Here is a 23,815-nt window from a genome sequence, read left to right on the forward strand (position 1 = left end):
AACTGATCTAAGTAGCTCCCGCGTCCTCACGCTTGATCTTCCGCAAGGCATCCGCCCCGCAACACGACAAACTCGGCGTCCACGCTGCGATGCGGGAGAGCACCGATGACGGCACCCGGGTACATCCGCTGGTTCAAGGATCTGCGCATCGAGGACGTCCCCGGCGTCGGCGGCAAGACCGCCTCGCTCGGCGAGCTGTATTCGGCACTGGCATCGCAGGGCGTGCGCGTCGCCAACGGCTTCGCACTGACGGCATCAGCCTATCGCGACGCGCTGCGCGCTGATGGCGCCGACGACGCGCTTCGCGAGCTGCTCGCCGGCCTCGACAAGCGGCGCATCGCCGATCTCGCCAAACGGGCGGCCAAGGCACGCGCGATCGTGTTCGCGGCGACCGATCGCGACGATCTGCGCCGCGAGGTCGCCGAGGCCTACAAGCAGCTGGAGCAGGAATATGGCCGCGGCGTCGCGGTCGCCGTGCGCAGCTCGGCCACCGCCGAGGATCTGCCGAATGCGAGCTTCGCCGGCCAGCACGAGAGCTTTCTCAACATCAGCGGGCCCAAGGAGCTGTTCGAGGCCTGCCGCCGCTGCTTCGCCTCGCTCTACACCGACCGCGCGATCTCCTACCGCATCGACAACGGCTTCGCGCACGACAAGGTCGCGCTGTCGGTCGCGGTCATGAAGATGGTGCGTTCGGACCGGGCCGCCAGCGGCGTGATGTTCTCGCTCGACACCGAAAGCGGCTTTCGCGACGTCGCATTCATCACCGGCGTCTATGGCCTCGGCGAGACCATCGTGCAGGGCACGGTCGACCCGGACGAATTCTACGTCCACAAGCCGACCTTTGCGGCAGGTTTTCGCAGCGTGCTGTCGCGCCGGCTCGGCGCCAAGGACAAGCGCATGGTCTATGCAAAAGCCGGCGCGCGCGGCGCCACCACGCGCACCGAATCGACGCCGCCGGCGGAGCGGGCCAAATTCTGCATCGGAGATGCCGACGTGCTCGAGCTAGCGCAGGCCACCATCGTCGTCGAGCGGCACTATTCTCAGAGGGCCGGACGGCCGACGCCGATGGACATCGAATGGGCCAAGGACGGCCGCGACGGCCCGCTCTATATCATCCAGGCGCGGCCCGAGACGGTGGCCTCGCAGCGCCGGCCCGAGGCGATCGAAACCCATATGCTGAAAAAGACCGGCAAGGTGCTGGCGACCGGCCGCGCCGTCGGCGAAAAAATTGCCGCCGGCAAGATCCGCCTGATCCGCTCGGCAAAGGACCTGCGCGCATTCAAGCCCGGCGAGGTGCTGGTCGCCGCATCGACCAGCCCGGACTGGGAGCCGGTCATGAAGACCGCGGCGGCGATCGTCACCGATCATGGCGGCCGCACCTGTCATGCCGCGATCATCGCCCGCGAGCTCGGCGTGCCCGCGGTGGTCGGCACGGAAGACTTCAGTCGGCGCGCGAAAACCGGAGCGAGCGTCACCGTCTGCTGCGCCGAGGGTGATGCCGGCCATGTCTATGACGGCGCCCTGCCCTTCGAGGTCCAGCGCCTCGCGATCGACAAGCTCGAACGGCCGCACACCGGGATTATGGTCAATCTCGGCAATCCCGAGCTCGCCTTCAAGACTGCGGCGCTCCCGAACGACGGCGTGGGCCTCGCCCGCATGGAGTTCATCATCAACCAGTCGATCGGCATCCATCCGATGGCGCTGGCCGCGCCGAACAAGGTGACGTCGGCCAGAGATCGCGCGACGATCAAGCGCCTCACCTCCAGCTACAAGAAGCCGGCCGATTTCTTCGTCGAGCGGCTGTCCGAAGGCGTCGGCACCATCGCTGCCGCGTTCTACCCACGCCCGGTGATCATCAGGCTGTCGGACTTCAAGACCAACGAATATGCCAGCCTGATCGGCGGCGCCGATTTCGAGCCGAAGGAAGAGAACCCGATGCTCGGCTTCCGCGGCGCCTCGCGCTATGCGCATCCGGCCTATGCCGCCGGCTTCGCGCTGGAATGCGCCGCCTTGAAGCGCGTGCGCGACGTGATGGGGCTCGCCAATCTCAAGATCATGGTCCCGTTCTGCCGCCGCGTGGAAGAGGCCCGCAAGGTGATCGCGGCGATGGCCGGCCACGGTCTCGTCCGCGGCGAGAACGGGCTCGAGATCTGCATGATGTGCGAGATCCCCAACAACGTCATCCTGATCGACGACTTCGCAAAACAGTTCGACGGCTTCTCGATCGGCTCCAACGACCTGACGCAACTCACCCTCGGCGTCGATCGCGATTCCGACATCGTCGCGTTCGATTTCGACGAGCGCGATCCCGGCCTGCTGGCGATGCTGAAGCTGGCAGTCGAAGGCGCGCATCGCAACCATCGCCATGTCGGCATCTGCGGCGAGGCGCCGGCCAACTATCCGGAGATCGCACGCTACCTCGCCGAGCTCGGCATCGACTCCATCAGCGTCAATCCGGCGAGCGTGGTGCGCACCATGGAGATCGTCCGGGCGGCGGAACAGGAGCTTAAAGCGCGTACGCCGCAGGCGCTGGCGAGCTAGGAGTGGCGCCGCTGCACGCTGGCAATGGCATGTTCGGCATCGGCGATCAGTTGGCGAATCTGACGTGACTGCTCGCCTTGAAGTCCAGCGCCGTTGAGCTCGGCGAAGCGATCGAGCTGGCGCAGGATCTGCCGCCACGATTCCAGCGTGATCGTGAGCTGCGCGAGCTGGATCTCGAGCGACGTCTCCGGCGCGATGTCCATCCGCTCGGCGCGAAGCGTCCTCGGGAATTCGATGATGTTGGCCAGGCGCTCATTCATGAAACGGCTCACCTGCCAATGCAGGCTGCACGACCATGGATCGCGTGCCGCGGATCGCCGTCGGCAGGTACATGTTCGCATTCTCCGTTGAAGCGGCCCCATGGCCAGAATGCGGCGCATTGTCGCGACGGACCTTAAAGAAGTTTATACTTTCGTTACCCGTGGAACTCCGGGCCGCTGCCTGTTCGGGACGCATTCCCCGTAGCTTCGCGGAGGCAGACCGCACAGTTCGTCATCGTGCGCTGCGCCGCGCGCGCCAAGCTCGGACCAGCTGATAGCAGACCATCGCGCACAGCACGGCGAAGACGAATCGCGACGCGTCGACGATCGGGAATGAGCAATCCGGCAAGTAGTCCGGACGGACCCACCACGCTGGATGAAAGACAACAAGCAACGAAGCGGCCACGAGCAGCAGAGAGAAACGTCGGCGGCGGATGTCAGCCACGACAATGGCGATCGCGAGCGCGGCACTCGCGATCCACCAGGCTTGCGCGACGCCGGCGGCCTCTGCAACCGAGCGCTGGACGTCGACCAGCGAGCAGGCCGACGCCGGGCGAGGCAGCAGGCCGCCGCACAGCAGGCACATGATGACAGTCCACGGCAGTCCGGAAGGTCTGCGTCCGCCGGTCATCGCCAAGCCCTACCGGCTCGCCTCACCGCGCCGCTTCGAAGCCAGCGAGCACCGCAGTCAGGTTCTGCCCGAGAATGTCGGAGAGATAGCCGCCCTCCTGCACGAACACCGTCGGCAGGCCGAGCCGCGCGATCGCGCCGCCGATGCGGCGGAAGCCGGGCGTGGTCACCGAGAGGCCCTTGAGCGGATCGTGCTCGGACGCGTCGAGGCCGAGCGCGACCACGAGCGCGCCGGGCGCAAAGGCGTGAATCGTCTTGGCCGCAGTCTCGAACGCCTTGAGATAGGTGTCGTCACCGCTCTTCAGCGGCAGCGGAATGTTGAGGTTGGCCCCGAGCCCGGAGCCGGCGCCACGCTCATGCGCATAGCCCCAGACGAACGGGTAGTAATGCGCGGGGTCGGCATGGATCGAGATCGTGAGCACGTCGGACCGCTCGTAGAAGATGCCCTGCGTGCCGTTGCCGTGATGGACGTCGACATCGAGGATCGCGACCCGCTCGTGGCGCTGGCGCAGATGCGCGGCCGCGATGGCGGAATTGTTCATGAAGCAGAAGCCCGAGGCGATGTCGCGATAGGCGTGGTGTCCCGGCGGCCGGCACAGCGCATACACCGCATCCTCGCCGTCGAGCAGCAGCTGCGCCGCCGATGCGGCGACATCCGTAGCCGCGCAGGCGCCGGCCCAGGTCCCCGGCCCGATCGGCGCCGAGGTGTCGGTCGTATGCCAGCCGAGCCGCCCGACGATGTGGCTCGGATAGGTCGCCGCGTTGCGCACGGGATGAATATTCGGGATCATTTCCGCGCCGGCATCGCCGAGCGCCGCCCAGGCATCCCAGGCCTCTTCCAGGAAGGTGAGATATTCCGGACTATGGACGCGCGCGCGAGCCTCCTGGCCGAACTGGATCGGCGCGACCAACTCGTGATTGCCGGCCTTCAATCCTGCAAGCAGACGATCCGCCCGTTCAGGCTGCTCGGTGGTGCGCTTGACGACGCCGCGCACCAGATAGAATTGCGGATCGTGGCTGCGATGCAGCTCGGTGTAGACGGCCTTCACGCGGACTTGCTCCTGTTCGCTTGCGCGAACGATTGTGCATGCAGCACCGGCCGATACAAGCACGGATGAATGGCACGCACACCGTTCTGTGCCGGCGGCGTCCACCCGGCGGAACGCCCGGCCGCGCGGACGCCGTTGTCAGCAGCGAGTCCGCCAGCATCAAGGCGATGCCGCGCGCTCGGCGCGGTGGATGTGAGGAGAGATCCGCCCGGCCTTCGCCGGCTCCATCGGCGTCGAGCCGGGATGTGCGCAGCAGCGCGCCAAACCTGCGCGTGCAAGCCTGAGCAGATCATGTTGCAACCATGGCGGCCGACGCGGGACGCGGGATTGGCAATCCGGCCTCGCCGGCATGGAGCCGGGGGGATCGATCCAAACTTTGCATCGATCAATTCAGGCTTCGGTTTGGACCCCGGCCCTCCATGTCCTCTAGGACAGTCCTTGAGGAACGTACAAGAGAGGTGGAGCGCATGAGCGCAATCGTATCCACGGCCGAATTGCGCCGATCGCGCGTGCGGCTGTTCATCGTGACCATGCTGTTCCTGGTCACGACCGTGAACTACGCCGATCGCGCGACGCTGTCGATCGCCGGGCCCGCCTTGTCCAAGGATCTGCATCTCGATTCCGTCGCGATGGGCTATGTGTTCTCGGCCTTCGGCTGGTCCTATGTGCTCGCGCAGGTGCCGGGCGGCTGGCTGCTCGACCGCTTCGGATCGCGCTGGGTCTATGCCTGCAGCATCGTCGTCTGGTCTGCTTTCACGATGATGCAAGGCTGGATCGGCTTCCTGTCCGGCGGCGCTGCGATCACTGCCTTGTTCGCGCTGCGCTTCCTGGTCGGCCTCGCCGAAGCCCCGAGCTTCCCCGCCAATGCCCGCATCGTCGCCTCCTGGTTTCCGAGCAACGAGCGCGGCACGGCGTCGGCCTTCTTCAACTCCGGGCAGTATTTCGCGACCGTGATCTTCGCGCCGCTGATGGGCTGGATCGCGCATGAATTCGGCTGGCGCCATGTCTTTACCGTCATGGGCGCACTCGGCATCCTGATGGGCCTGATCTGGATCAAGACCATGTACGGACCGAAGGAGCATCCGGGGGTCAACGAGGCCGAGCTCGACTACATCAAGGAAGGCGGCGCGCTCATCGACATGGAAGGCGCCAGAGACGGTGCGAAGGACGCCTCCGGCGGCCCGACCTGGTCGCATATCGGACAGTTGCTGTCGAACCGCATGATGCTCGGCGTCTATATCGGCCAGTACTGCATCAACACCTTGACCTACTTCTTCCTGACCTGGTTCCCGGTCTATCTCGTCAAGGAGCGCGGCCTGTCGATCCTGCAGGCAGGCTTCGTCGCAACCCTGCCGGCGCTGTGCGGCTTCATCGGCGGCGTGCTCGGCGGCTTCATCTCCGACGCCATCCTGCGCAAGACCGGCTCGCTGACCCTGGCCCGCAAGATCCCGATCGTCGGCGGCATGCTGCTGTCGATGGCGATCATCGGCTGCAACTATGTCGACGGCCAGGCGCTGGTGGTCGGCCTGATGGCGCTCGCCTTCTTCGGCAAGGGCATCGGCGCGCTCGGCTGGGCGGTCGTCTCCGACACCTCGCCCAAGGAGGCCGGCGGCGTCTCCGGCGGCCTGTTCAACACCTTCGGCAACCTCTCCAGCATCACGACCCCGATCGTGATCGGCTACATCCTGTCGGCCACCGGCTCCTTCAATGGTGCACTGGTGTTCGTCGGCATCAACGCCCTGGTCGCGGCCTTCGCCTATCTGTTCATCGTGGGCCGCATCCAGCGCGTCCAGCTTCGAGCCTCCTGAGCACCACGCCCCCTTGCGTGGTCTCAAACTCAAACGGCGGCCTCGGGCCGCCGTTTTTTTTTTTGCGCGCGCGTGATGCAAAGCCATCTGCAAAACCAGGGACGTTGCAACAAACACCGTCGTCATTCCGGGGTGACGCGCGCCAGCGCGGCGAGCCCGGAATCCATTTCGTCGCGCGTGATGCCGCACGATGGATTCCGGGCTCGCGCTGCGCGCGCCCCGGAATGACGGAGGAGAGCGCTCGACTATGACGCAGACCGCCAGCGCGTCCCCCGCCGCGGCTTCCGGCAAAAATAATCCTGTTGCTATTTTTCGGAAATCATGATTGTATGTGCCCATCCCGCCTCACTGCAGTAGGGGCGTAGCGCGCGATCGTCACGACACGCGAGGCGGGGATGCGATGGCCGCGTTGTTGCCGCAGCATGCTTTCGGGTGTGCGGACGAACGGCAGCGCGCGGACGTGAAGTCGCAGCGTCCTGATACCCCGACGCTGGTATCAACTCACGACGAGGCTTTGCTTCGCGTGGGGATGGTGGCCAACAAGCCCGGCGCACCAGGGAGACTGCGTATAAGCGTGAAGACCATCGCGCAGGGAATGCCGGCTACGGCAGCACCTGTGGTACCTGCCGCCTGCATTTTTTTCGCAGGCGGGCCATGGGTGAGGCCTTCACCCGGCATTCCCTGCGCCCTCTGCACTGTTTGCGAGAGGCGAACTGATCGCAAGCCTCGGGCGTGCTACGCCGCGAGACTACGCCCCCATGTCGTTCGCTGTTTGAGATGTAAATCAAATCCGAGCAACGCTGCAGTAGGGTGGGCAAAGCAGCCGCCCGCAGGGCGGTCGCGTGCCCACCGTGCATCGGCACGAGCGGAGAGAATGGTGGGCACGGCGCGCGATGGAGCGGAGCAAACAACTCACAGCTCGGCGCGCCTTTGCCCACCCTGCGGACCGTTTGAACCGCAGATCTCCAAGCTACCTCCGCTGTCGTCCCGGACAAGGCGCGACGCGCGCCAGCGCAGCACGGCGCCGATCCGGGATCCATACGCCGCAGCAGAGGTGATGGGCAAAATGCCAATGACCAGCGTGCCGCAAACCGCTCCCTGTGGGTATGGGTCCCGGCTCAAGGCCGGGACGACAGCGGTGTTTGTTGATGCGCTTGGGGATGGGATCGACTGCTCCGCAACGCGCTGCCGTAAGGTGGGCAAAATCGCACACGTGGCGATGCGCCACGTGTGCGACGTGCCCACCATCACCATCGAATTTGGGGCGCGGTGGGCACGGCGCGCGGACCTTCCTTGCGCGCGGATACAGCGTCGCCTGCGCGCCTTTGCCCACCCTACCGGCCAACATTCCCATCACATGCGATCAATGCTAATGATCCCTACCATCCGCCCGATCCATGCCGAGGAGGCATTGATGTTCGACCTCAACCAGTTGCGCTGCTTCGTGACCGTGGCCGAGGAGCTGCATTTCGGCCGGGCCGCCGTCCGGCTCAACATGACGCAGCCGCCGCTGTCGCGGCAGATCCAGGTGCTGGAGCACATCATCGATGCGGTCCTGCTCGAGCGGACCAGCCGGTCGGTGAAGCTGACGCCGGCGGGCCGCAGCTTTTTGCCGGAGGCGCGGCGCATCCTGAAGATGGCCGAGGACGCCGCCCAGGTGGCGCGCCGGATAGCAACCGGCAAGAGCGGTTCGCTGAAGATCGGCTTCACCGCAGCCGCCGCCTACGGCTTCCTGCCCGAGCTCGTCGCCGCCTGCCGCACCCAGCTTCCCGAGGCCGATCTGTCGCTCAGCGAGATGGTGACCGGCGACCAGATCGAGGCGCTGGCCTCCGGCCAGATCGATGCCGGCCTGCTGCGGCCGCCGATCGCGCGGCCCGAATTCGCCACCCGCCGCGTCGTGGCCGAGCCGCTCTGCGCGGCGCTGCCCCGCCGCCACCGGCTGGCCTCGGCCGAGACCGTATCGATCCGGGATTTCGACGGCCAGCCCTTCATCATGTATTCGCAGATCGAGGCGCGTTATTTCCACGACCTGCTGGTGTCGCAGTTCATGCGCGCCGAGGTGCTGCCGCGCTACGTGCAGCACCTCAGCCAGATCCACTCCATCCTCGCCATGGTGCGCGCCGGCCTCGGGCTGGCCATCGTGCCGGAGGCCGCCTCCAGCCTGAAGATCGCCGACGTCCGGCTGCGGCCGCTGAAGCTGCGCAACCCGACGCCGGCCGAGCTGTTCCTGGTCTGGCGGCGCGATCACGACAATCCGCTGCTGCCGGCGCTGGTCGAGATCGCCGCCCATCTCGCCGTGCAGCAGGCGGAAGATTGATGCCCGATCAACATCGATCAATACCGTCATTGGCTTGGACCAGCATCGAACTTGGTCCTACGACATCGCCGCGAGGAATGCGCACCGGTGCACGCGCCGCGTCCATTCCGCAAGGACATTCGTGAAGGACCCGCGCGATGAGCAAGATGACCCCGAAGGAAATGGCTGCGAAAATCGGCAGCGGCCTGCTCTCCTTCCCCGTGACGCCGTTCAAGGCCGACTATTCGTTCGACGAGGCCACCTATCGCGCCAACATGGACTGGCTGTGCGGCTATGAGGTCGCCGGCCTGTTCGCCGCCGGCGGCACTGGCGAGTTCTTCTCGCTCACGGCAGCCGAAGTCCCCGAGGTGGTGCGGGTCGCCGTCGAGGAGACCCGCGGCCGCGTGCCCGTGCTGGCCGGCACCGGCTACGGCACGGCGATCGCCCGCGAGATCGCCATCGGTGCCGAGAAGGCCGGCGCCGACGGCCTGCTGCTGCTGCCGCCCTATTTGATGCATGCTGAGCAAGAGGGCCTTGCGGCCCATGTCGAGGCGGTCTGCAAGTCGGTCAAGATCGGCGTCATCGTCTACAATCGCGACAACGCCATCCTGCAGCCCGACACTTTGGCGCGGCTGTGCGAGCGCTGCCCGAACCTGGTCGGCTACAAGGACGGCATCGGCGACATCGAGCTGATGACGCGCGTCTACACCAAAATGGGCGACCGCCTGACCTATATCGGCGGGCTTCCGACCGCTGAGACCTTCGCCTTGCCCTATCTCGACATGGGCGTGACCACCTACTCCTCGGCGGTGTTCAACTTCGTGCCGGAGTTCGCCACCAATTTCTATGCCGCGGTGCGCAAGCGCGACCACGCCACCATCCATGCCGGATTGAAGGATTTCATTTTGCCGCTGATCGCGATACGCAACCGCAAGAAGGGCTACGCGGTCTCGATCATCAAGGCCGGCATGAAGATCATCGGCCGCGATTCCGGCCCGGTCCGCCTGCCGCTGACCGACCTCGATGAGGCCGAGATGGCCGAGCTGACCGCGCTGGTGAAGGCGCTGCCGGGCGCCATTCCGGCGCAACAGGCGGCGGAGTAAGATTGAGGCTGCCGTCGCTGCGGCGACGGCCTGTCCCCTCATCCTGAGGAGCTTGCGAAGCAAGCGTCTCGAAGGATGAGGCCACTGCGGGGCCTCATGGTTCGAGACGGCGCTTCGCGCCTCCTCACCATGAGGGGAAGCGGCCGGGTAAGACGAGGCTGGGGCATATCCCCTCATCCTGAGGAGCCTGCGCAGCAGGCGTCTCGAAGGATGAGGCCACTGCGGGGCCTCATGGTTCGAGACGCCCGCCAATTGGCGGGCTCCTCACCATGAGGGGAACGGGCGCAGCAAGAACGACAGACGAAGGAGGAGCACATGAGTCACGAAGCCACCAGTACCGGGATCTCCGGCGCGCCGGTCGTTACCGGCATGGAGGTCATTCCGGTTGCCGGCCGTGACAGCATGCTGCTCAATCTCAGCGGCGCGCATGGGCCATTCTTCACCCGCAACCTCGTCATCCTCACCGACAATTCCGGCCATACCGGCGTCGGCGAGGTGCCGGGCGGCGAGAAGATCCGGCAGACGCTGGAGGATGCCAAGAGCCTGATCGTCGGCAAGAGCATCGGCGCCTGCAACACCATCCTGGCCTCGATGCGCACCGCCTTCGCCGACCGCGACGCCGGCGGCCGCGGCAAGCAGACGTTCGACCTCCGCGTGATGATCCACGCCGTGACGGCCGTGGAATCCGCTATTCTCGACCTGCTCGGCCAGCATCTTCAGCTGCCGGTGGCGGCGCTGCTCGGCGAGGGTCAGCAGCGCGCATCGGTCGAAGCGCTCGGCTATCTCTTCTTCATCGGCGACCGCAAGAAGACCGACCTGCCCTACGCGACCGGCGAAGGTGAGAAGGACGGCTGGTTCGCCCTGCGCCACCACGAGGCGATGACGCCCGAGGCCGTGGTGCGGCTCGCAGAGGCCACGCACGAGGCCTACGGCTTTGCCGACTTCAAGCTCAAGGGCGGCGTGCTCAAGGGCGAGGCCGAGATCGAGGCGGTGACCGCCATTGCAAAACGCTTCCCGCAGGCGCGCGTGACGCTCGACCCCAACGGCGCCTGGTCGCTTGATGAGGCCATTCGCCTCTGCAAGGACATGCACGGCATCCTCGCCTATGCCGAGGACCCGTGCGGCGCCGAGGCCGGCTTCTCCGGCCGCGAGATCATGGCCGAGTTCCGCCGCGCCACCGGCTTGCCGACCGCCACCAACATGATCGCCACCGACTGGCGGCAGCTCAGCCATGCGCTGCGACTGGGTGCGGTCGACATTCCCCTGGCCGATCCCCATTTCTGGACCTTGCAGGGCTCGGTGCGCGTCGCCCAGACCTGCCGCGACAACGGCCTCACCTGGGGTTCACACTCCAACAACCATTTCGACATTTCGCTGGCGATGTTCACCCATGTTGCCGCCGCGGCGCCGGGCAAGGTCACCGCGATCGACACCCACTGGATCTGGCAGGACGGCCAGGCGCTGACCAAGCAGCCGCTGCAGATCAAGGGCGGGCGGATCGCCGTGCCCGAGCAGCCCGGGCTTGGCATCACGGTCGATCGCGGCGCCATCGAAAAGGCTCATGCGCTCTACAAGAGCCACGGGCTCGGCGCACGCGACGACGCCGTCGCAATGCAGTATCTGATCCCCGGCTGGACTTTCGACGACAAGCGCCCCTGTCTCGTGCGATGACGGGGGCGATCGGTTAGATTGTCCGAGCAATCGCGCAAAAGTCTGGAGAACAACATGAACGCGATCCTCAAGAATTTCATCGCCGGCGAGTGGGTCGACGGCAGCGGGGTGACCCGCAACATCAACCCCTCGAACACCAACGACGTCGTCGGCGAATATGCCAAGGCCGACCGCGCGCAGACCGAGAAGGCGATCGCCGCCGCCAAGGCCGCATTCCCCGCCTGGTCGCGCTCGACGCCGCAGGAGCGCTATGACGCGCTGAACAAGATCTCGGCGGAGATCCTGTCGCGCAAGGAAGAGCTCGGCCGCCTGCTCGCCCGCGAGGAAGGCAAGACCTTGCCGGAGGGCATCGGCGAGGTCGCGCGTGCGGGGCAGATCTTTGCGTTCTTTGCCGGCGAGGCGCTGCGCCTGACCGGCGAGAAGGGCGCCTCGGTCCGTCCCGGCCTCGATGTCGAGATTACCCGCGAGGCAGTCGGCGTCATCGGCATGATCACGCCCTGGAACTTCCCGATCGCGATCCCCGCCTGGAAGATCGCGCCGGCGCTCTGCTACGGCAACACGGTGGTGTTCAAGCCGGCCGAGCTGGTGCCCGGCTCGGCACACGCACTCTCCGAGATCATCGCACGCTCAGGCCTTCCAGCCGGCGTGTTCAATCTCGTCGTCGGCTCCGGCTCGGTGGTCGGCCAGACCCTGCTCGAGCATCCGGATGTTCACGCGATCTCCTTCACCGGATCGGTCAGCACGGGGCGCAAGATCGCGCAGGCCTGCGTGCTGTCGAACCCGATGAAGAAGTTCCAGCTGGAGATGGGCGGCAAGAACCCGATGGTCGTGCTCGACGATGCCGACGTCAAGGTCGCGGTCGAAGCCTGTGTCAACGGCTCCTATTTCTCGACCGGCCAGCGCTGCACGGCCTCCTCGCGCCTGATCGTCACCGAGGGCATCCACGACAAGTTCGTCACGGCGATGACCGAGCGGCTGAAGGGCCTCGTGGTCGATGACGCCGTCAAGCAGGGCACCCATATCGGCCCGGTGGTCGACGCCAACCAGCTCGAGCAGGACCAGCGCTATCTCAAGATCGGCCAGGACGAAGGCGCCAAGCTCACCTGGGGCGGCAAGCTGCTGAACCGCGAGACACCCGGCTTCTACATGCAGCCGGCGCTGTTCACCGAGGCCACCAACGCGATGCGCATTGCCCGCGAGGAGATCTTCGGACCGGTCGCCTGCGTGATCCGCGCCAAGAACTACGACGAGGCGCTGGCGATCGCCAACGACACCGAATTCGGCCTTGCGGCCGGCGTCTGCACCACCAGCCTCAAATATGCGTCGCACTTCAAGCGCAACAGCGAGGCCGGCATGGTGATGGTCAATTTGCCGACCGCCGGCGTCGACTATCACGTCCCGTTCGGCGGCCGCAAAGGCTCGAGCTACGGCGCCCGCGAGCAGGGCTCGTATGCACGGGAGTTCTACACCACGGTCAAGACGGCCTACACCTTCCCGGTGTGAGCTGACGAGACACGATCACTAAACTCGTCATTGCGAGCGAAGCGAAGCAATCCAGGAGCCAGAAAAAAGATCTGGATTGCTTCGTCGCTTCGCTCCTCGCAATGACGACAATTGAGACCTGTAGGGTGGGCAAAGGCGCGCAAGCGCCGTGCCCACCGACAGTCGAGCGATAGGAAAGACGGTGGGCACGCTTCGCTTTGCCCACCCTACGGACGACGGAAGCCGAAAGCGGAACGGAGCCAGCATGAACCAGCAGGTCGTCGCGAACCAGGAACCGCGCACCATCAAGCTCAACGCGCGCGACAATGTCGCGATCGTGGTGAACGATTTCGGCCTGCCTGCCGGCACTAAATTTCCCGATGGCCTGACGCTGAAGACCTTCGTCCCGCAGGGCCACAAGACCGCGCTGGTCGACATCGCCGAGGGCGGCCCCATCATCCGCTACGGCGAGATCATCGGCACTGCCAAGTCGCCGATCGCAGCCGGCGAATGGGTGGACGAAGCCCGCATCGACATGCCCGAAGCCCCCGAGCTCGACAAGCTCGAGATCTCCACCGCCGTGCCGGCGCCGCTGCCGCCGCTCGAAGGCTACACCTTCGAAGGCTATCGCAACGCCGACGGCTCGGTCGGCACCCGCAACGTGCTGGGCATCTCGACCTCGGTGCAGTGCGTGAAGGGCACGCTGGAATTCGCGATCAAGCGCATCAAGTCCGAGCTGCTGCCGAAGTACCCCAATGTCGACGACGTCGTCGCGCTCACCCATGCCTATGGCTGCGGCGTCGCGATCTCGGCGCCCGATGCGGTGGTGCCGATCCGGACCTTGCAGAACCTCGCGCTCAACCCGAATTTCGGCGGCGAGATTCTCGTCGTCGGGCTCGGCTGCGAGAAGCTCGCGCCGGAGCGGCTGCTGCCGGAAGGCACCGAGGATTCCATCGTGCGCATGCAGGACGAGGCCTTCGACGGCTTCGGCGCGATCGTCGATGCGATCATGACCCAGGCCGATCGGCGTCTCGCCCAGCTCAACAAGCGCACGCGCGAGACCTGCCCGGCCGCCGACCTCGTCATAGGCCTGCAATGCGGCGGCAGCGACGCATTCTCGGGCGTGACCGCCAATCCGGCCGTCGGCTTCGCGGCGGACCTGCTGGTGCGGGCCGGCGCGACCGTGATGTTCTCCGAAGTCACTGAAGTTCGCGACGCGATCCAGCTGCTGACGCGACGCGCGATCAACGAGGACGTCGGCCGTGCGCTGATCCGCGAGATGGACTGGTATGACGCCTATCTCAAGCGCGGTGGCGCCGACCGCAGCGCCAACACCACCCCCGGCAACAAGAAGGGCGGCCTCGCCAACATCGTCGAGAAGTCCTTGGGCTCGATCGTGAAGTCCGGCTCCGGCCCGATCCATGGCGTGCTGGCGCCCGGCGAGAAGGCCAAGCAGAAGGGCATGCTGTTCGCGGCAACGCCGGCCTCCGACTTTATCTGCGGCACGCTGCAGCTCGCCTCCGGCATGACGCTGCAGGTGTTCACGACCGGCCGCGGCACGCCCTACGGCCTCGCCGCCGCCCCCGTCATCAAGGTCGCCACCCGCACCGAGCTGGCGCGGCGCTGGAAGGACCTGATCGATTTCGACGCCGGCCGCATCGCCACCGGCGAGATGACGATCGAGGAGACCGGCTGGGAGCTGTTCAAGCTGATCCTCGACGTCGCCTCCGGCCGCACCAAGCCCTGGTCGGACCGCTGGGGCATCCATAACGACCTGACGTTGTTCAACCCGGCGCCGGTGACCTGAGAAAGGATCTAGCTCACCCTGCCATGTTCGTTGCTCCACGCAGACCCCACCCCGTCATTGCGAGCGCAGCGAAGCAATCCAGAGTCCCGCCCACCATCCTGGATTGCTTCGCTTCGCTCGCAATGACGGGTATGTTGAGGCAACGAGCCTAGACAACGATGGGCCGGGAGGAAAAGCCAGATGTCCAGCTTCAGCCGCTTCGCAGCGATCGCCGTCACCGTCCTTCTCCTCTCCGTCGCCCCATCTCGTGCCGAGGACCCCATCCCCGGCGTGCCCCACGAACTGCTCGAAGACATCGCGACCGGCAGCCGCGTGCTCGCCGATCTCGGCGTCGTCGATGCCTTCGGCCATGTCAGTGCGCGCAGCCCGGCCAATCCGCGCCACTTCCTGATGGCGCGCTCGATCGCGCCGGCGCAGGTCACGGCCAATGACATCATGGAGTTCGACGAGAACGGCGAGCCCGTGGATGCGAAGAACCGCGCCGTCTTCCTCGAACGCTTCATCCACGCCGAGATCTACAAAGCGCGCCCGGACGTCAACGCCGTCGTGCACACGCACTCGCCCGGCGTCGTTCCGTTCAGCGTCAGCCGCACGCCGCTGAAGCCGCTCTATCACAACGCCGCGTTCCTCGGCGAAGGCGCTGCAGTCTGGGACATCGGCAAGGAGTTCGGCGCCACCGACATGCTGGTGCGCAACAACGCCATCGGCAAATCGCTCGCGTCAGCGCTCGGCGACAAGTCCGTGGTGCTGATGCGTGGCCATGGCGACGTCACCGTCGGTCCCGCGGTCCAGGCGGCCGTGTTCCGCGCCTACTACACCGACGTCAATGCAAGGCTGCAGGCCCAGGCGCTTGGCCTCGGCTCCGACGTGACCTATCTCAGCGCCGAGGAGGCCGCCAAAGCCGACGGCGTCAACATGGTGATCATGGACCGCGCCTGGGTGCTGTGGAAGCAGAAGGTGCAATCAACGAAGTAGCATGACGCTGCAGGCCTCGCGATATTCGGTCCATCAGGGGCAGCCCGGACGTGCTGCCCCTGAAGTCCGCCGCAGCGTCGACGGCGTCCTACACCGCGCCTTCCGTCTCGACATAGAGCGCGTACAGCGAATGCGACGCCGCCATGTAGAGCCGGTTGTTCTTCGGCCCGCCGAACGTCAGATTGGCGCACCGCTCCGGCAGCCGGATGAAGCCGATCGGCTTGCCCTGCGGATTGAACACCATGACGCCGTCGAGGTCCTCGGGCTTCGCCTTGAGCGGATAGACCTTGCGGCCGTTGACATCCACCGGCTCGGCGGCCAGCGCCCCGTTCGAGCCCCAGCCGCACCAGAGATTGCCGTCGCGATCGACGCGGAAGCCGTCGAGCGAGCCCTGGTCGGCGGCGTCGATCAGCTTCACCTTGTTGCCGACCGTGCCGTCGGCATTGACGTCGTAGCTCCAGATGCTGCGGTTGGGCGTCCCCTTCCACTCGACCACGTAGAGCTTCTTCTCGTCGGGCGAGAAGGCGAGCCCGTTCGGATTAACGAGATCGGTGATGACCGCGGTGAGCTTGCCGTCCGTCCCGATCCGGAACACGTTGGTGTTGGCCTGCTCCGACTTGGCCTTGAAGCCCTCCCAATTGCCGTTGATGCCGAACAGCGGATCGGTGAACCAGATCGTATCATCGGATTTCACGACGATGTCGTTCGGTGCGTTTAGCCGCTTGCCCTCGAAGCTGTCGGCAAGCACGGTCACCGTGCCATTCTTCTCGGTCCGGGTGATCCGGCGCGTCACCGAGTGCTCGCAGCTGACCAGGCGGCCCTGGCGGTCGCGGGTGTTGCCGTTGGCGTAGTTCGCCGGGCTGCGGAAGACGGTGAAGCTGCCGTCCTTCTCGCTGTACTTCATGATCCGGTTGTTGGGGATGTCGCTGAGCAGCAGATAGCCTTCCTCGGGAAAATAGACCGGCCCTTCCGCCCAGCGCATGCCGCTGGCGAGCTGCTCGACGGTCGAGCTGTAGAGGCGATACTTGGCGAAGCTGGGATCAAGGATCTCGATCGCGGGATCGGGATAGCGCTGGTTCGGCTTGAACGCGAAGGATTGCGCCCTCGCCTGGCCCGAGATCGCAAGCGCCGCCCCGCTGAGCGCGGCCGAAAGAATGCCGCGACGCGACAATGTCATCCGTTTCCTCCGTGTAGATCTTGTGTTGGGCCGTGGACCGGCCGTACCCTTCACTTAGAGGGTGCGCCCGGAACTTTCTATTGCTTTTGCGGGATCGATCGACGCCCGCGCGCGCTGCAGCGCACGGCGCCGGGCCGGATCAGGTATGCATTGCCCCGCCGGTGCCGGACCTCTTTTTGCCGCAAAGCTGACACATCGCTGAACCGCTGCGCAGTCATGATTCCCTCCAGGCTCACCCCGCGGATGCCCCTGCACTTGTCCCGCCTCGTTGCCATCGCGCTCGGCCTGAGCCTGGCTACGCCCTGCCTGGCGCAGGCGCCGCTGGCGACCGCGAGCACGGCGGAGGACAAGCCCGACATCGATCTCTACGCGCTGATGTCAGGCACCTGCCGCACCGCGAAGGTCGATGGCCGCGAGTTCCCCTGCAAGACGGTGGCGTTTTTCCACAGCGAGAAGGGCCGCGCCCATTTTACCGTGGCCCTCGACGATCCGGCCGACGAGAGCCACATCATCGCCTTCTCGGGCATCAATGGCCGCCGGTCGCTTCAGAACGTCTATGAGCTGCCGATCGACCGCATGCTGCTGAACTCGAAGTATCGCCCGAAGGTCGACGGCATCCCTGTGCCTGCGGCGCAGAGTTCGTCCGGGGTTTGCCGGCAGGTCGGCAATTTCGCGATGCTCAAGGTGACCAGCGTGACCTGCTCCGCCAAGGACGACACCGGCCGCGCCTACGAGTTGCAGTTCGTCTCCGACGGCACGCCGATCACGCTGCGCCGGGTGCGCCAGACCATGACCAACACCGAGCACGACCCCTACCAGTAGCTCTCCGGCTGGGGGGAGGACGTCACCTCCACCTGCGCGCCGCCACGCTCCAGATGTAAAAAAATATCCAATCCCGTTGAACGTGTGCCCGTCCACCCCGACCTATCGGCAAAGGGGAGGACCGCCATGCCGATCGAGCCGACCGATCTCGACGCAGCCAACACCCAGCATGAAGACGGCGTGACGCTGTCGCTGTCCGGCGGCGGCTACCGCGCCATGGTGTTCCACATCGGCGCGCTCTGGCGCCTCAACGAGGCCGGACTGCTCAGCCGGCTCAAGCGGATCTCCAGCGTGTCCGGCGGCTCGATCACATCAGCCTATCTCGGCCTGCGCTGGAAGGACCTGCAATTCAACGCCGCGGGCAAGGCGGAGAACTTCACCATCGTCGTCGACGGTCTTCGCAAGATGGCCGAGACCTCGGTCGATGTCGGCGCCGTGATCGGCGGGATATTCCTGCCGGGCACGATCAGCGACCGCGTGGCGTCCGCCTATGACGACGTTCTGTTCAAGGGCAGGAAGCTCGCGGATCTGCCCGATGACAGCGGCGGCAAGGCGCCGCGGTTCGTCATCAACGCGACCAACGTGCAATCTGCGGTGCTTTGGCGCTTCTCGCGGCCCTATATGGGCGACTATCGCGTCGGACTGGTCGACGCCCCCGACGTGACGCTTGCGACCGCAGTCGCGGCGTCCTCGGCCTTTCCTCCGATCCTCTCGCCGCTCACGCTGCCGATCCATCAGCCGGTCCGCAAGGTGGATGGCGCCGACCTCAACCATCCGCCCTACACCACGAGCGCGGTGCTCAGCGACGGCGGTGTCTATGACAATCTCGGCCTGGAGACGGTGAAGCGCTTTTCGACGCTGCTCGTCAGCGACGCCGGCCAGAACATCACAGCGGAAGACGATCCGCATCACGATTGGGCGCGCCACGCGGTGCGCATCCTCGGCATCATCGACAACCAGGTGCGGAGCCTGCGCAAGCGTCAGCTGATCGATGCCTACCAGCGCGGCGACCATACCGGCACCTATTGGGGCATCCGCACCAGCTTCGCCGACTACAAGCTTCCTGCGGATCCGCTCGACTGTCTGCACCGGAATCCGGCCGCGCTGGCGGCCATTCCGACCCGGCTCGAGAAGATGCCGCACGATGTCCAGAACAAGCTCATGAACTGGGGCTACGCGGTCTGCGACGCGGCATTGCGCGCGCATCTGGACGCAGGGCTGCAGCAGAAGCTCGGAATCCAGATTACCGCCCCGGGCGGCTTTCCATGTCCCGGCGGCTATTGAGCGAGCCCATCATGAGAGACGAGCGCTAGCCAGCGCAGGCCGAGGTCAGGATGCCGCATCGACAGCGCTTCACATGCGACGACGTCACGCCATCGGGCGCGGCGCCTGCCGCGCATCAGGAGGTGTCGGACGACATCTTCTCGACAGCAGAGATTCCGTTTCCATCGGAACGGCCGCTCAACGTCTACGCGTTCGATCCGAGCCTCGGCAAGTTCGTCGGCAACCAGATGGTCACGCATGTCCGCTACGAGAGCCTCGAGCCAGGCCCGATCGGCGAGCGGTTCGCGGTGCTCGACTACGACGGCAGCCAGAAGACGTTCTACAAGCCCGTCAATCTCGACGATCCGAAGCTGCTCATGACCAACGGGCTGCCGCCCTCGGAGGCGGATCCCCGGTTTCATCAGCAGATGGTCTACGCCGTGGCAAGCGAGACTCTGCAACGTTTCGAATTCGCACTCGGCCGGCGCGTGCGCTGGCGGACTCGTCTTGATCACAGCCATCCACCCGCGCCGCGAGGCGCCTCACGGCGCCTCAACCTGTTCCCGCACGCGATGTGCGAGGCGAACGCGTTCTACAGTCCGGACGCGCACGGAATCCTGTTCGGCTATTTCAAGGCCAGCCGCACCAACCCCGGCCGCAACCTGCCGGGCCAGACCGTGTTCACCTGTCTGTCGCACGACATCATCGTGCACGAGACCACACATGCGATCGTCGACGGCATCCGCGAGCACTTCATGGAGCCGACCAATGTCGACGTGGCAGCCTTCCACGAGGCGTTTGCCGATCTCGCCGCGCTGTTCCTGCACTTCTCGCACAAGGAAGTGCTGGTCGATACGCTGCAGAAGACGGGCGGCAAGCTGTTCGAGTTCAAGCTCAAGGGTGATGCCGAGCTTGCGCAGGGGGCCACGCCCGCGATCCAGTCACAGCTCAGCACCGAAAACCCACTGATCGTGCTGGCCACCCAGTTCGGCGAAGCGGCCGGGCGGCAATCCAGCCTGCGCAGCGCTTTGATGACTCCGGCGACATCGGACGGCGCCAAGGAGATCGCGACCAAGATCGAGCCTCACGAGCGCGGCTCGATTCTGGTCGCCGCTGTCTTCGACGCCTACTTCACCGTCTACGGCCGCAGGACTTTCGACCTGTTCCGGATCTTCCGCGCAGGCGGAGGAAACGTCGACAAGTCCGACCTGCCGGCACCGCTCGCGAACCGGCTGGCGATGGAGGCAAGCCGCACGGCCGAGGAGTTCTTCACCATCTGCGCCCGCGCGCTGGACTATTGTCCGCCCGTCGACATCACCTTCGGCGATTTCCTGCGCGCCCTGCTGACCGCGCATCTCGACTACACGCCCGACGATCCCGACCATATTCGCGATGCCTTGATGCAGGCCTTCCGGCTGCGCGGCATCGTGGCCGACAATGCGATCTCCTTCTCGGAGGATGCGCTGTTCTGGCCGAAGGTCGTGCGCGGAAGCCTTCGCGTGCCGGGCCTGATCTTCGGTGATCCCAATGGCCTGACCAAGGAGGAAAAGGATCACAATGGCGACGTGCTGCGCGCCTTCGCCGTCAAACATGCCGACAAGCTTGGCTTCGATAAAAAGGCCGGCGAGATTGCGGCTCCGTCCTTCCATCCAATGTTCTCGACCGGCAAGGACGGCAAGCTCTATGTCAGCATGGTCGTCGAGCTGGTGCAGACCATGCGGGTTCCGTTCGGACATGGCGTCCCCGGCACGTTCCCGCTGCGCAACGGCGTCACGCTGCTGATCGCGCAGGATCCGCCAGAGCATGACAAGCGGCCCGATCCACGCGTGCGCTTTGTCATTCCCAAGCTCTACCAGCCCGAGCGCGAGGAACGCGTGCGCAATTTCTATATCGGCAGCGGGCGCGCCACCACGACCTCCCCGGCCGGACATGATGGCGACAAGCGCTTCCGTCTCGATTTCGCGCTGCTCCATGCGGGAGTCTGACATGCCACGCAGCCGCTCGACATCCGCAACTTCGAGCTCCCCGCGTCAACGCAAGCCGGCCGGTTCGGGAACGGCGCGCAAGCAGCCCACGCGAGCAGCCGATGCTGCGCCCGCACCCGCGGGCGCTGCGGCAAAGGGCGCCAACGGACTGCGCGTGCGCATGTACCGCATCGGCTTCGGCGACTTCTTCCTGCTGAGCGTGCCCACCGGAAGCGGCGCCAGCCACATCCTGATCGATTGCGGGGTTCACGCCAAGGACCTCGGGAGCATGCGCGCGGCCGTGACCCAGATGGCGAAGGACTGCGGCAACCGGCTTGCGCTGGTGATCATGACTCACCGCCATGCCGACCACATTTCGGGCTTCGGCAGTTGCGCCGACATCTTCGCCCAGATCGAGGTCGAGCGGGTGTGGATGCCCTGGTTCGAAAACCCGGACAATCCGAAGGCCGCGGCATTTCAGGCCAGCCTGGTCGCGATGGCCGGCCAGCTCGGCCGCCAATTCCAGATGCGGCTGGCAGCCGGGCCGGATCCAGCATCCGAACAGCTGTTGAGCATGGCCGAGAACATCACCGGCGGCCTCGGCGTCGCGGGCATCGCCGCCAACCAGAAGGCGCTGAACGTCCTGCATGGCGGCTTCAAGGGCAGCCAGCCGAACCATGATTACTACAAGGCCGGCGACCCGCCGACGCTGCCCCCCGATCTCGCTGCGGCCGGCCTCACCGCTGACATCCTCGGCCCTCCGATTGACGACGCCCTGATCGGCCAGATGACCAACAAGAACCAGCAATATCTGGCGGGCGCCACCGAGAGCAGCGACCAGCCAGAGCGTTCGAAGCCGTTCGCGAACGCCTTCCGAGGCAAGCGCGACGACTACGGCGACAAGGCCTTCGCGCCCTACGGCTTTGACAAAATGCTGCGCATGCTCGAGGGCTCGCAGCCCGACATCCTGGCGGCCCAGGCCCAGGCGGCCGACAAGACGCTCAACAACCAGAGCCTCGTTGTCCTGTTCTGCTTCGGCGGCAAGAACCTGCTGTTCGCCGGCGATGCCCAATGGGGCAATTGGGAGAACTTCCTCTATGGCGGCGCCTATGGCACGCCGGGCCACACCCAGCTCACCGCGAGGGCGCAGGACATTCTGGGCAAGATCGACTTCTACAAGGTCGGTCATCACGGTAGTGCCAATGCGACGCCGAAGGACGCAGTCAAGGCGATGCGGCTCGGCTGTGTCGGCATGTGCTCGACTCAGGAGCATGCCTATAACGAGGTGCCGCGTGCGCCGCTCCTGGAGGCGCTGCGTCAGCGCATGAACGACCAGCTCGCCCGCAGCGATCAGATCGCGGCCGGCACGGACGCACCCGCAAATCCGGATGCCGGCCCGCTGCCGAAGGCTTTCAGCGCTCCGGCGCACCAGCTCTTCATCGACTATGATTTCTAGCCTCGAGGAGGCCGTGAGTCCCTCAAGACATCCTGCGCTGCGCGTCCGAGCCGCCTTGCGGCGTCGGCCAGGTCTTTCGCCGCGAACCCCGAATAGCCGAGGATGAAACCGTCCGGACCGCGCTGGACGATCCGCGCGTCCGACAGCAGGCGGCATTCGATGCCCGCGCGTTCGCGGATCAGTCGCGCGGCGCCCTTCGGCGCGCCCGGGGGCAGCGTCGCCAAGAGATGCAGCCCCTGCGCGGGCGCGGACAATTGCAGAGATCCCTTGGCATGCTTGACGAGCGCCTCGGCGACGACGTCGCGGGCCTGGCGATAGCGCGGGCGCATCCGCCGCATGTGGGCCGCGATCACGCCGTCAGCCATCAGATCGGCGAGGGCCTCCTGCATGAAGACAGGCGGAAAACGATCCTGCGCCGCGCGCGCCGCGACGACGCGCGCCACCAGTTCTGGCGGCACCACGAGATAGCCGAGCCGCAGCCCTGCGAACAGCGTCTTGCCGAAGGTGCCGAGATAGATCACGCGCTCACCGCCGATGCCGGCCAGCGCCGTGAGCGGCGGGCCGGCGAAGCGATACTCGCTGTCGTAGTCGTCCTCGAAGACATAGGCGCCGGCGCTGCGGGCCCAGTCGAGCAGCGCGATACGCCGCGCCATGCTCATGGGAACGCCGGTCGGAAACTGATGCGACGGCGTGACATAGGCGGCTCGAGCTCTCGCATCCGCCTTCTCCCCCGCAGTCACCACGATGCCTTCACCATCGACCGGCACCGGCACCAGCTTCGCTACCGTGGTGCTCAACGTATGGCGCGAGGCGACATAGCCGGGATCCTCGAACCAGACGGCGTCTCCGGGAGCCAGCAGCGCATCGATGCACAGCCGCAAACCATGCTGCGTGCCGCTCACGATCAGGATACAACTGGGATCACAGCGGACGCCGCGATTGGCGGCGAGATAATGCGCGACCTCGTTGCGCAGATGCAGGCTGCCGCGCGGATCGCCATAGCCGAGCTCATCGGGCGCGGCTTGCGCGATGCGGCGCCGGCTCGCCGCAGCGAGCCGCTTCAGCAGCGCCGGATCGACCAGGGTGAAGCCGAGCGCGAACGGCCGCCTGGGCGGAATACGGATGTCCAGTTCGGCAACCGGCGCGGCTGTCTCTGGTGCCGGCAGCGCCGCCGCGACATAGGTGCCGGCGCCGTGCCGCGCCTCGACCAGCCCGTCAGAGAGCAGCGCCTCATAGGCGGCCACGATCGCATTACGGCGGACGCCGAGCTGTTCGGCGAGCCCGCGCGTCGACGGCAGCCGCAGTCCGGGCGCGAGCAGGCCGTCGACGATCCCGGCGCGGAGCGCGCTGTGGACCTGCTGCGACTGGTTGCGGATGGCGCGATCGAGGCGGATCGGCAGCGCCAGGACATCATCCCTGCGTCGCGAAGTGGTTGCTATATTTGGCATCGAAGTGGATCTCCCGGCAACCACTTTGCCATGGCATGACGTCGCCGCAAACAGGAGATCGCG

General features: G+C 65.9%; 17 protein-coding genes. 12 read left to right on the forward strand and 5 right to left on the reverse strand.

What is annotated here, in order from left to right; genetic code table 11:
- Window positions 1–105 precede the first annotated feature (105 nt).
- A complete protein-coding gene (gene ppsA / locus QQL87_RS17075) occupies window positions 106–2,541 on the forward strand; it encodes a phosphoenolpyruvate synthase (RefSeq protein WP_284420096.1) in 2,436 nt (811 codons plus the stop codon).
- Here ppsA and QQL87_RS17080 read toward each other — a convergent pair.
- The 3 genes from QQL87_RS17080 to QQL87_RS17090 all read right to left on the reverse strand — a co-directional run bounded on the left by QQL87_RS17080 (window position 2,538) and on the right by QQL87_RS17090 (window position 4,480).
- Window positions 2,538–2,801 carry a hypothetical protein gene (locus QQL87_RS17080; protein ID WP_284420097.1) on the reverse strand — a complete coding sequence of 88 codons (264 nt, stop codon included), beginning with the start codon at window positions 2,799–2,801 and terminating at the stop codon, window positions 2,538–2,540. The genes ppsA and QQL87_RS17080 overlap by 4 nt on opposite strands.
- A 232-nt stretch (window positions 2,802–3,033) precedes the next feature.
- Window positions 3,034–3,438 carry a hypothetical protein gene (locus tag QQL87_RS17085; protein WP_284420098.1) on the reverse strand — a complete coding sequence of 135 codons (405 nt, stop codon included), beginning with the start codon at window positions 3,436–3,438 and terminating at the stop codon, window positions 3,034–3,036.
- A gap of 16 nt (window positions 3,439–3,454) precedes the next feature.
- Complete coding sequence (locus QQL87_RS17090) at window positions 3,455–4,480, reverse strand: histone deacetylase family protein (protein WP_284420099.1); 1,026 nt, start codon at window positions 4,478–4,480, stop codon at window positions 3,455–3,457.
- Between the two features lie 467 nt (window positions 4,481–4,947).
- Here QQL87_RS17090 and QQL87_RS17095 point away from each other — a divergent pair, with 467 nt between their 5' ends.
- The 7 genes from QQL87_RS17095 (at window position 4,948) to QQL87_RS17125 (ending at window position 15,622) form a co-directional block, all read left to right on the forward strand.
- Entirely contained in the window at window positions 4,948–6,288 is a 1,341-nt protein-coding gene (locus QQL87_RS17095) for an MFS transporter (RefSeq protein ID WP_284420100.1), read from the forward strand.
- Between the two features lie 1,414 nt (window positions 6,289–7,702).
- Complete coding sequence (locus QQL87_RS17100; RefSeq protein WP_284420101.1) at window positions 7,703–8,605, forward strand: LysR family transcriptional regulator; 903 nt, start codon at window positions 7,703–7,705, stop codon at window positions 8,603–8,605.
- 137 nt (window positions 8,606–8,742) lie between these two features.
- On the forward strand, window positions 8,743–9,687 hold the full coding sequence (gene kdgD, locus QQL87_RS17105; protein WP_284420102.1) for a 5-dehydro-4-deoxyglucarate dehydratase: 945 nt from the start codon (window positions 8,743–8,745) through the stop codon (window positions 9,685–9,687).
- Window positions 9,688–10,002: 315 nt separating this feature from the next.
- Window positions 10,003–11,358, forward strand: coding sequence for a glucarate dehydratase (gudD, locus tag QQL87_RS17110; protein WP_284420103.1), 1,356 nt, complete (start codon window positions 10,003–10,005; stop codon window positions 11,356–11,358).
- Between the two features lie 54 nt (window positions 11,359–11,412).
- The gene (locus QQL87_RS17115; protein ID WP_284420104.1) at window positions 11,413–12,861 is read left to right on the forward strand and encodes an aldehyde dehydrogenase family protein; all 1,449 of its coding nucleotides are present in this window, start codon (window positions 11,413–11,415) and stop codon (window positions 12,859–12,861) included.
- 244 nt (window positions 12,862–13,105) lie between these two features.
- Window positions 13,106–14,647, forward strand: coding sequence for a galactarate dehydratase (garD, locus tag QQL87_RS17120; RefSeq protein WP_284420105.1), 1,542 nt, complete (start codon window positions 13,106–13,108; stop codon window positions 14,645–14,647).
- A 180-nt stretch (window positions 14,648–14,827) separates the two neighbouring features.
- On the forward strand, window positions 14,828–15,622 hold the full coding sequence (locus QQL87_RS17125; RefSeq protein ID WP_284420106.1) for a class II aldolase/adducin family protein: 795 nt from the start codon (window positions 14,828–14,830) through the stop codon (window positions 15,620–15,622).
- An 88-nt stretch (window positions 15,623–15,710) separates the two neighbouring features.
- On the opposite strand, the gene QQL87_RS17130 is transcribed toward QQL87_RS17125, so the two are convergent.
- On the reverse strand, window positions 15,711–16,799 hold the full coding sequence (locus tag QQL87_RS17130) for an SMP-30/gluconolactonase/LRE family protein (protein WP_284420107.1): 1,089 nt from the start codon (window positions 16,797–16,799) through the stop codon (window positions 15,711–15,713).
- Window positions 16,800–17,042: 243 nt separating this feature from the next.
- On the opposite strand from QQL87_RS17130, the gene QQL87_RS17135 reads away from it, so the two are divergent.
- The 4 genes from QQL87_RS17135 to QQL87_RS17150 all read left to right on the forward strand — a co-directional run bounded on the left by QQL87_RS17135 (window position 17,043) and on the right by QQL87_RS17150 (window position 22,304).
- A complete protein-coding gene (locus QQL87_RS17135) occupies window positions 17,043–17,621 on the forward strand; it encodes a hypothetical protein (RefSeq protein ID WP_284420109.1) in 579 nt (192 codons plus the stop codon).
- 126 nt (window positions 17,622–17,747) lie between these two features.
- Window positions 17,748–18,905 (forward strand): patatin-like phospholipase family protein, encoded by a 1,158-nt coding sequence (locus QQL87_RS17140; RefSeq protein WP_284420110.1) that lies wholly within the window; start codon window positions 17,748–17,750, stop codon window positions 18,903–18,905.
- A gap of 50 nt (window positions 18,906–18,955) precedes the next feature.
- A complete protein-coding gene (locus QQL87_RS17145; protein WP_284420111.1) occupies window positions 18,956–20,869 on the forward strand; it encodes a gluzincin family metallopeptidase in 1,914 nt (637 codons plus the stop codon).
- A 160-nt stretch (window positions 20,870–21,029) separates the two neighbouring features.
- Complete coding sequence (locus tag QQL87_RS17150; RefSeq protein WP_349817282.1) at window positions 21,030–22,304, forward strand: ComEC/Rec2 family competence protein; 1,275 nt, start codon at window positions 21,030–21,032, stop codon at window positions 22,302–22,304.
- Here QQL87_RS17150 and pdxR read toward each other — a convergent pair.
- Window positions 22,301–23,752: a MocR-like pyridoxine biosynthesis transcription factor PdxR gene (gene pdxR / locus QQL87_RS17155; protein WP_284420113.1), complete on the reverse strand. Its 1,452-nt coding sequence runs from the start codon at window positions 23,750–23,752 to the stop codon at window positions 22,301–22,303. The genes QQL87_RS17150 and pdxR overlap by 4 nt on opposite strands.
- Between the last annotated feature and the right edge of the window lie 63 nt (window positions 23,753–23,815).

This window comes from Bradyrhizobium sp. SSBR45G, assembly GCF_030159255.1.
Lineage (GTDB): Bacteria > Pseudomonadota > Alphaproteobacteria > Rhizobiales > Xanthobacteraceae > Bradyrhizobium.

Bases quoted from the DNA above. Each gene is read 5' to 3' on its own strand.
- ppsA (WP_284420096.1), top strand. From the start codon at position 106: ATGACGGCACCCGGGTACATCCGCTGGTTCAAGGATCTGCGCATCGAG.
- QQL87_RS17080 (WP_284420097.1), bottom strand. From the start codon at position 2,801: ATGAATGAGCGCCTGGCCAACATCATCGAATTCCCGAGGACGCTTCGC.
- QQL87_RS17095 (WP_284420100.1), top strand. From the start codon at position 4,948: ATGAGCGCAATCGTATCCACGGCCGAATTGCGCCGATCGCGCGTGCGG.
- QQL87_RS17100 (WP_284420101.1), top strand. From the start codon at position 7,703: ATGTTCGACCTCAACCAGTTGCGCTGCTTCGTGACCGTGGCCGAGGAG.
- kdgD (WP_284420102.1), top strand. From the start codon at position 8,743: ATGAGCAAGATGACCCCGAAGGAAATGGCTGCGAAAATCGGCAGCGGC.
- gudD (WP_284420103.1), top strand. From the start codon at position 10,003: ATGAGTCACGAAGCCACCAGTACCGGGATCTCCGGCGCGCCGGTCGTT.
- QQL87_RS17115 (WP_284420104.1), top strand. From the start codon at position 11,413: ATGAACGCGATCCTCAAGAATTTCATCGCCGGCGAGTGGGTCGACGGC.
- garD (WP_284420105.1), top strand. From the start codon at position 13,106: ATGAACCAGCAGGTCGTCGCGAACCAGGAACCGCGCACCATCAAGCTC.
- QQL87_RS17125 (WP_284420106.1), top strand. From the start codon at position 14,828: ATGTCCAGCTTCAGCCGCTTCGCAGCGATCGCCGTCACCGTCCTTCTC.
- QQL87_RS17130 (WP_284420107.1), bottom strand. From the start codon at position 16,799: ATGACATTGTCGCGTCGCGGCATTCTTTCGGCCGCGCTCAGCGGGGCG.
- QQL87_RS17135 (WP_284420109.1), top strand. From the start codon at position 17,043: ATGCCCCTGCACTTGTCCCGCCTCGTTGCCATCGCGCTCGGCCTGAGC.
- QQL87_RS17140 (WP_284420110.1), top strand. From the start codon at position 17,748: ATGCCGATCGAGCCGACCGATCTCGACGCAGCCAACACCCAGCATGAA.
- QQL87_RS17145 (WP_284420111.1), top strand. From the start codon at position 18,956: ATGCCGCATCGACAGCGCTTCACATGCGACGACGTCACGCCATCGGGC.
- QQL87_RS17150 (WP_349817282.1), top strand. From the start codon at position 21,030: ATGTACCGCATCGGCTTCGGCGACTTCTTCCTGCTGAGCGTGCCCACC.
- pdxR (WP_284420113.1), bottom strand. From the start codon at position 23,752: ATGCCAAATATAGCAACCACTTCGCGACGCAGGGATGATGTCCTGGCG.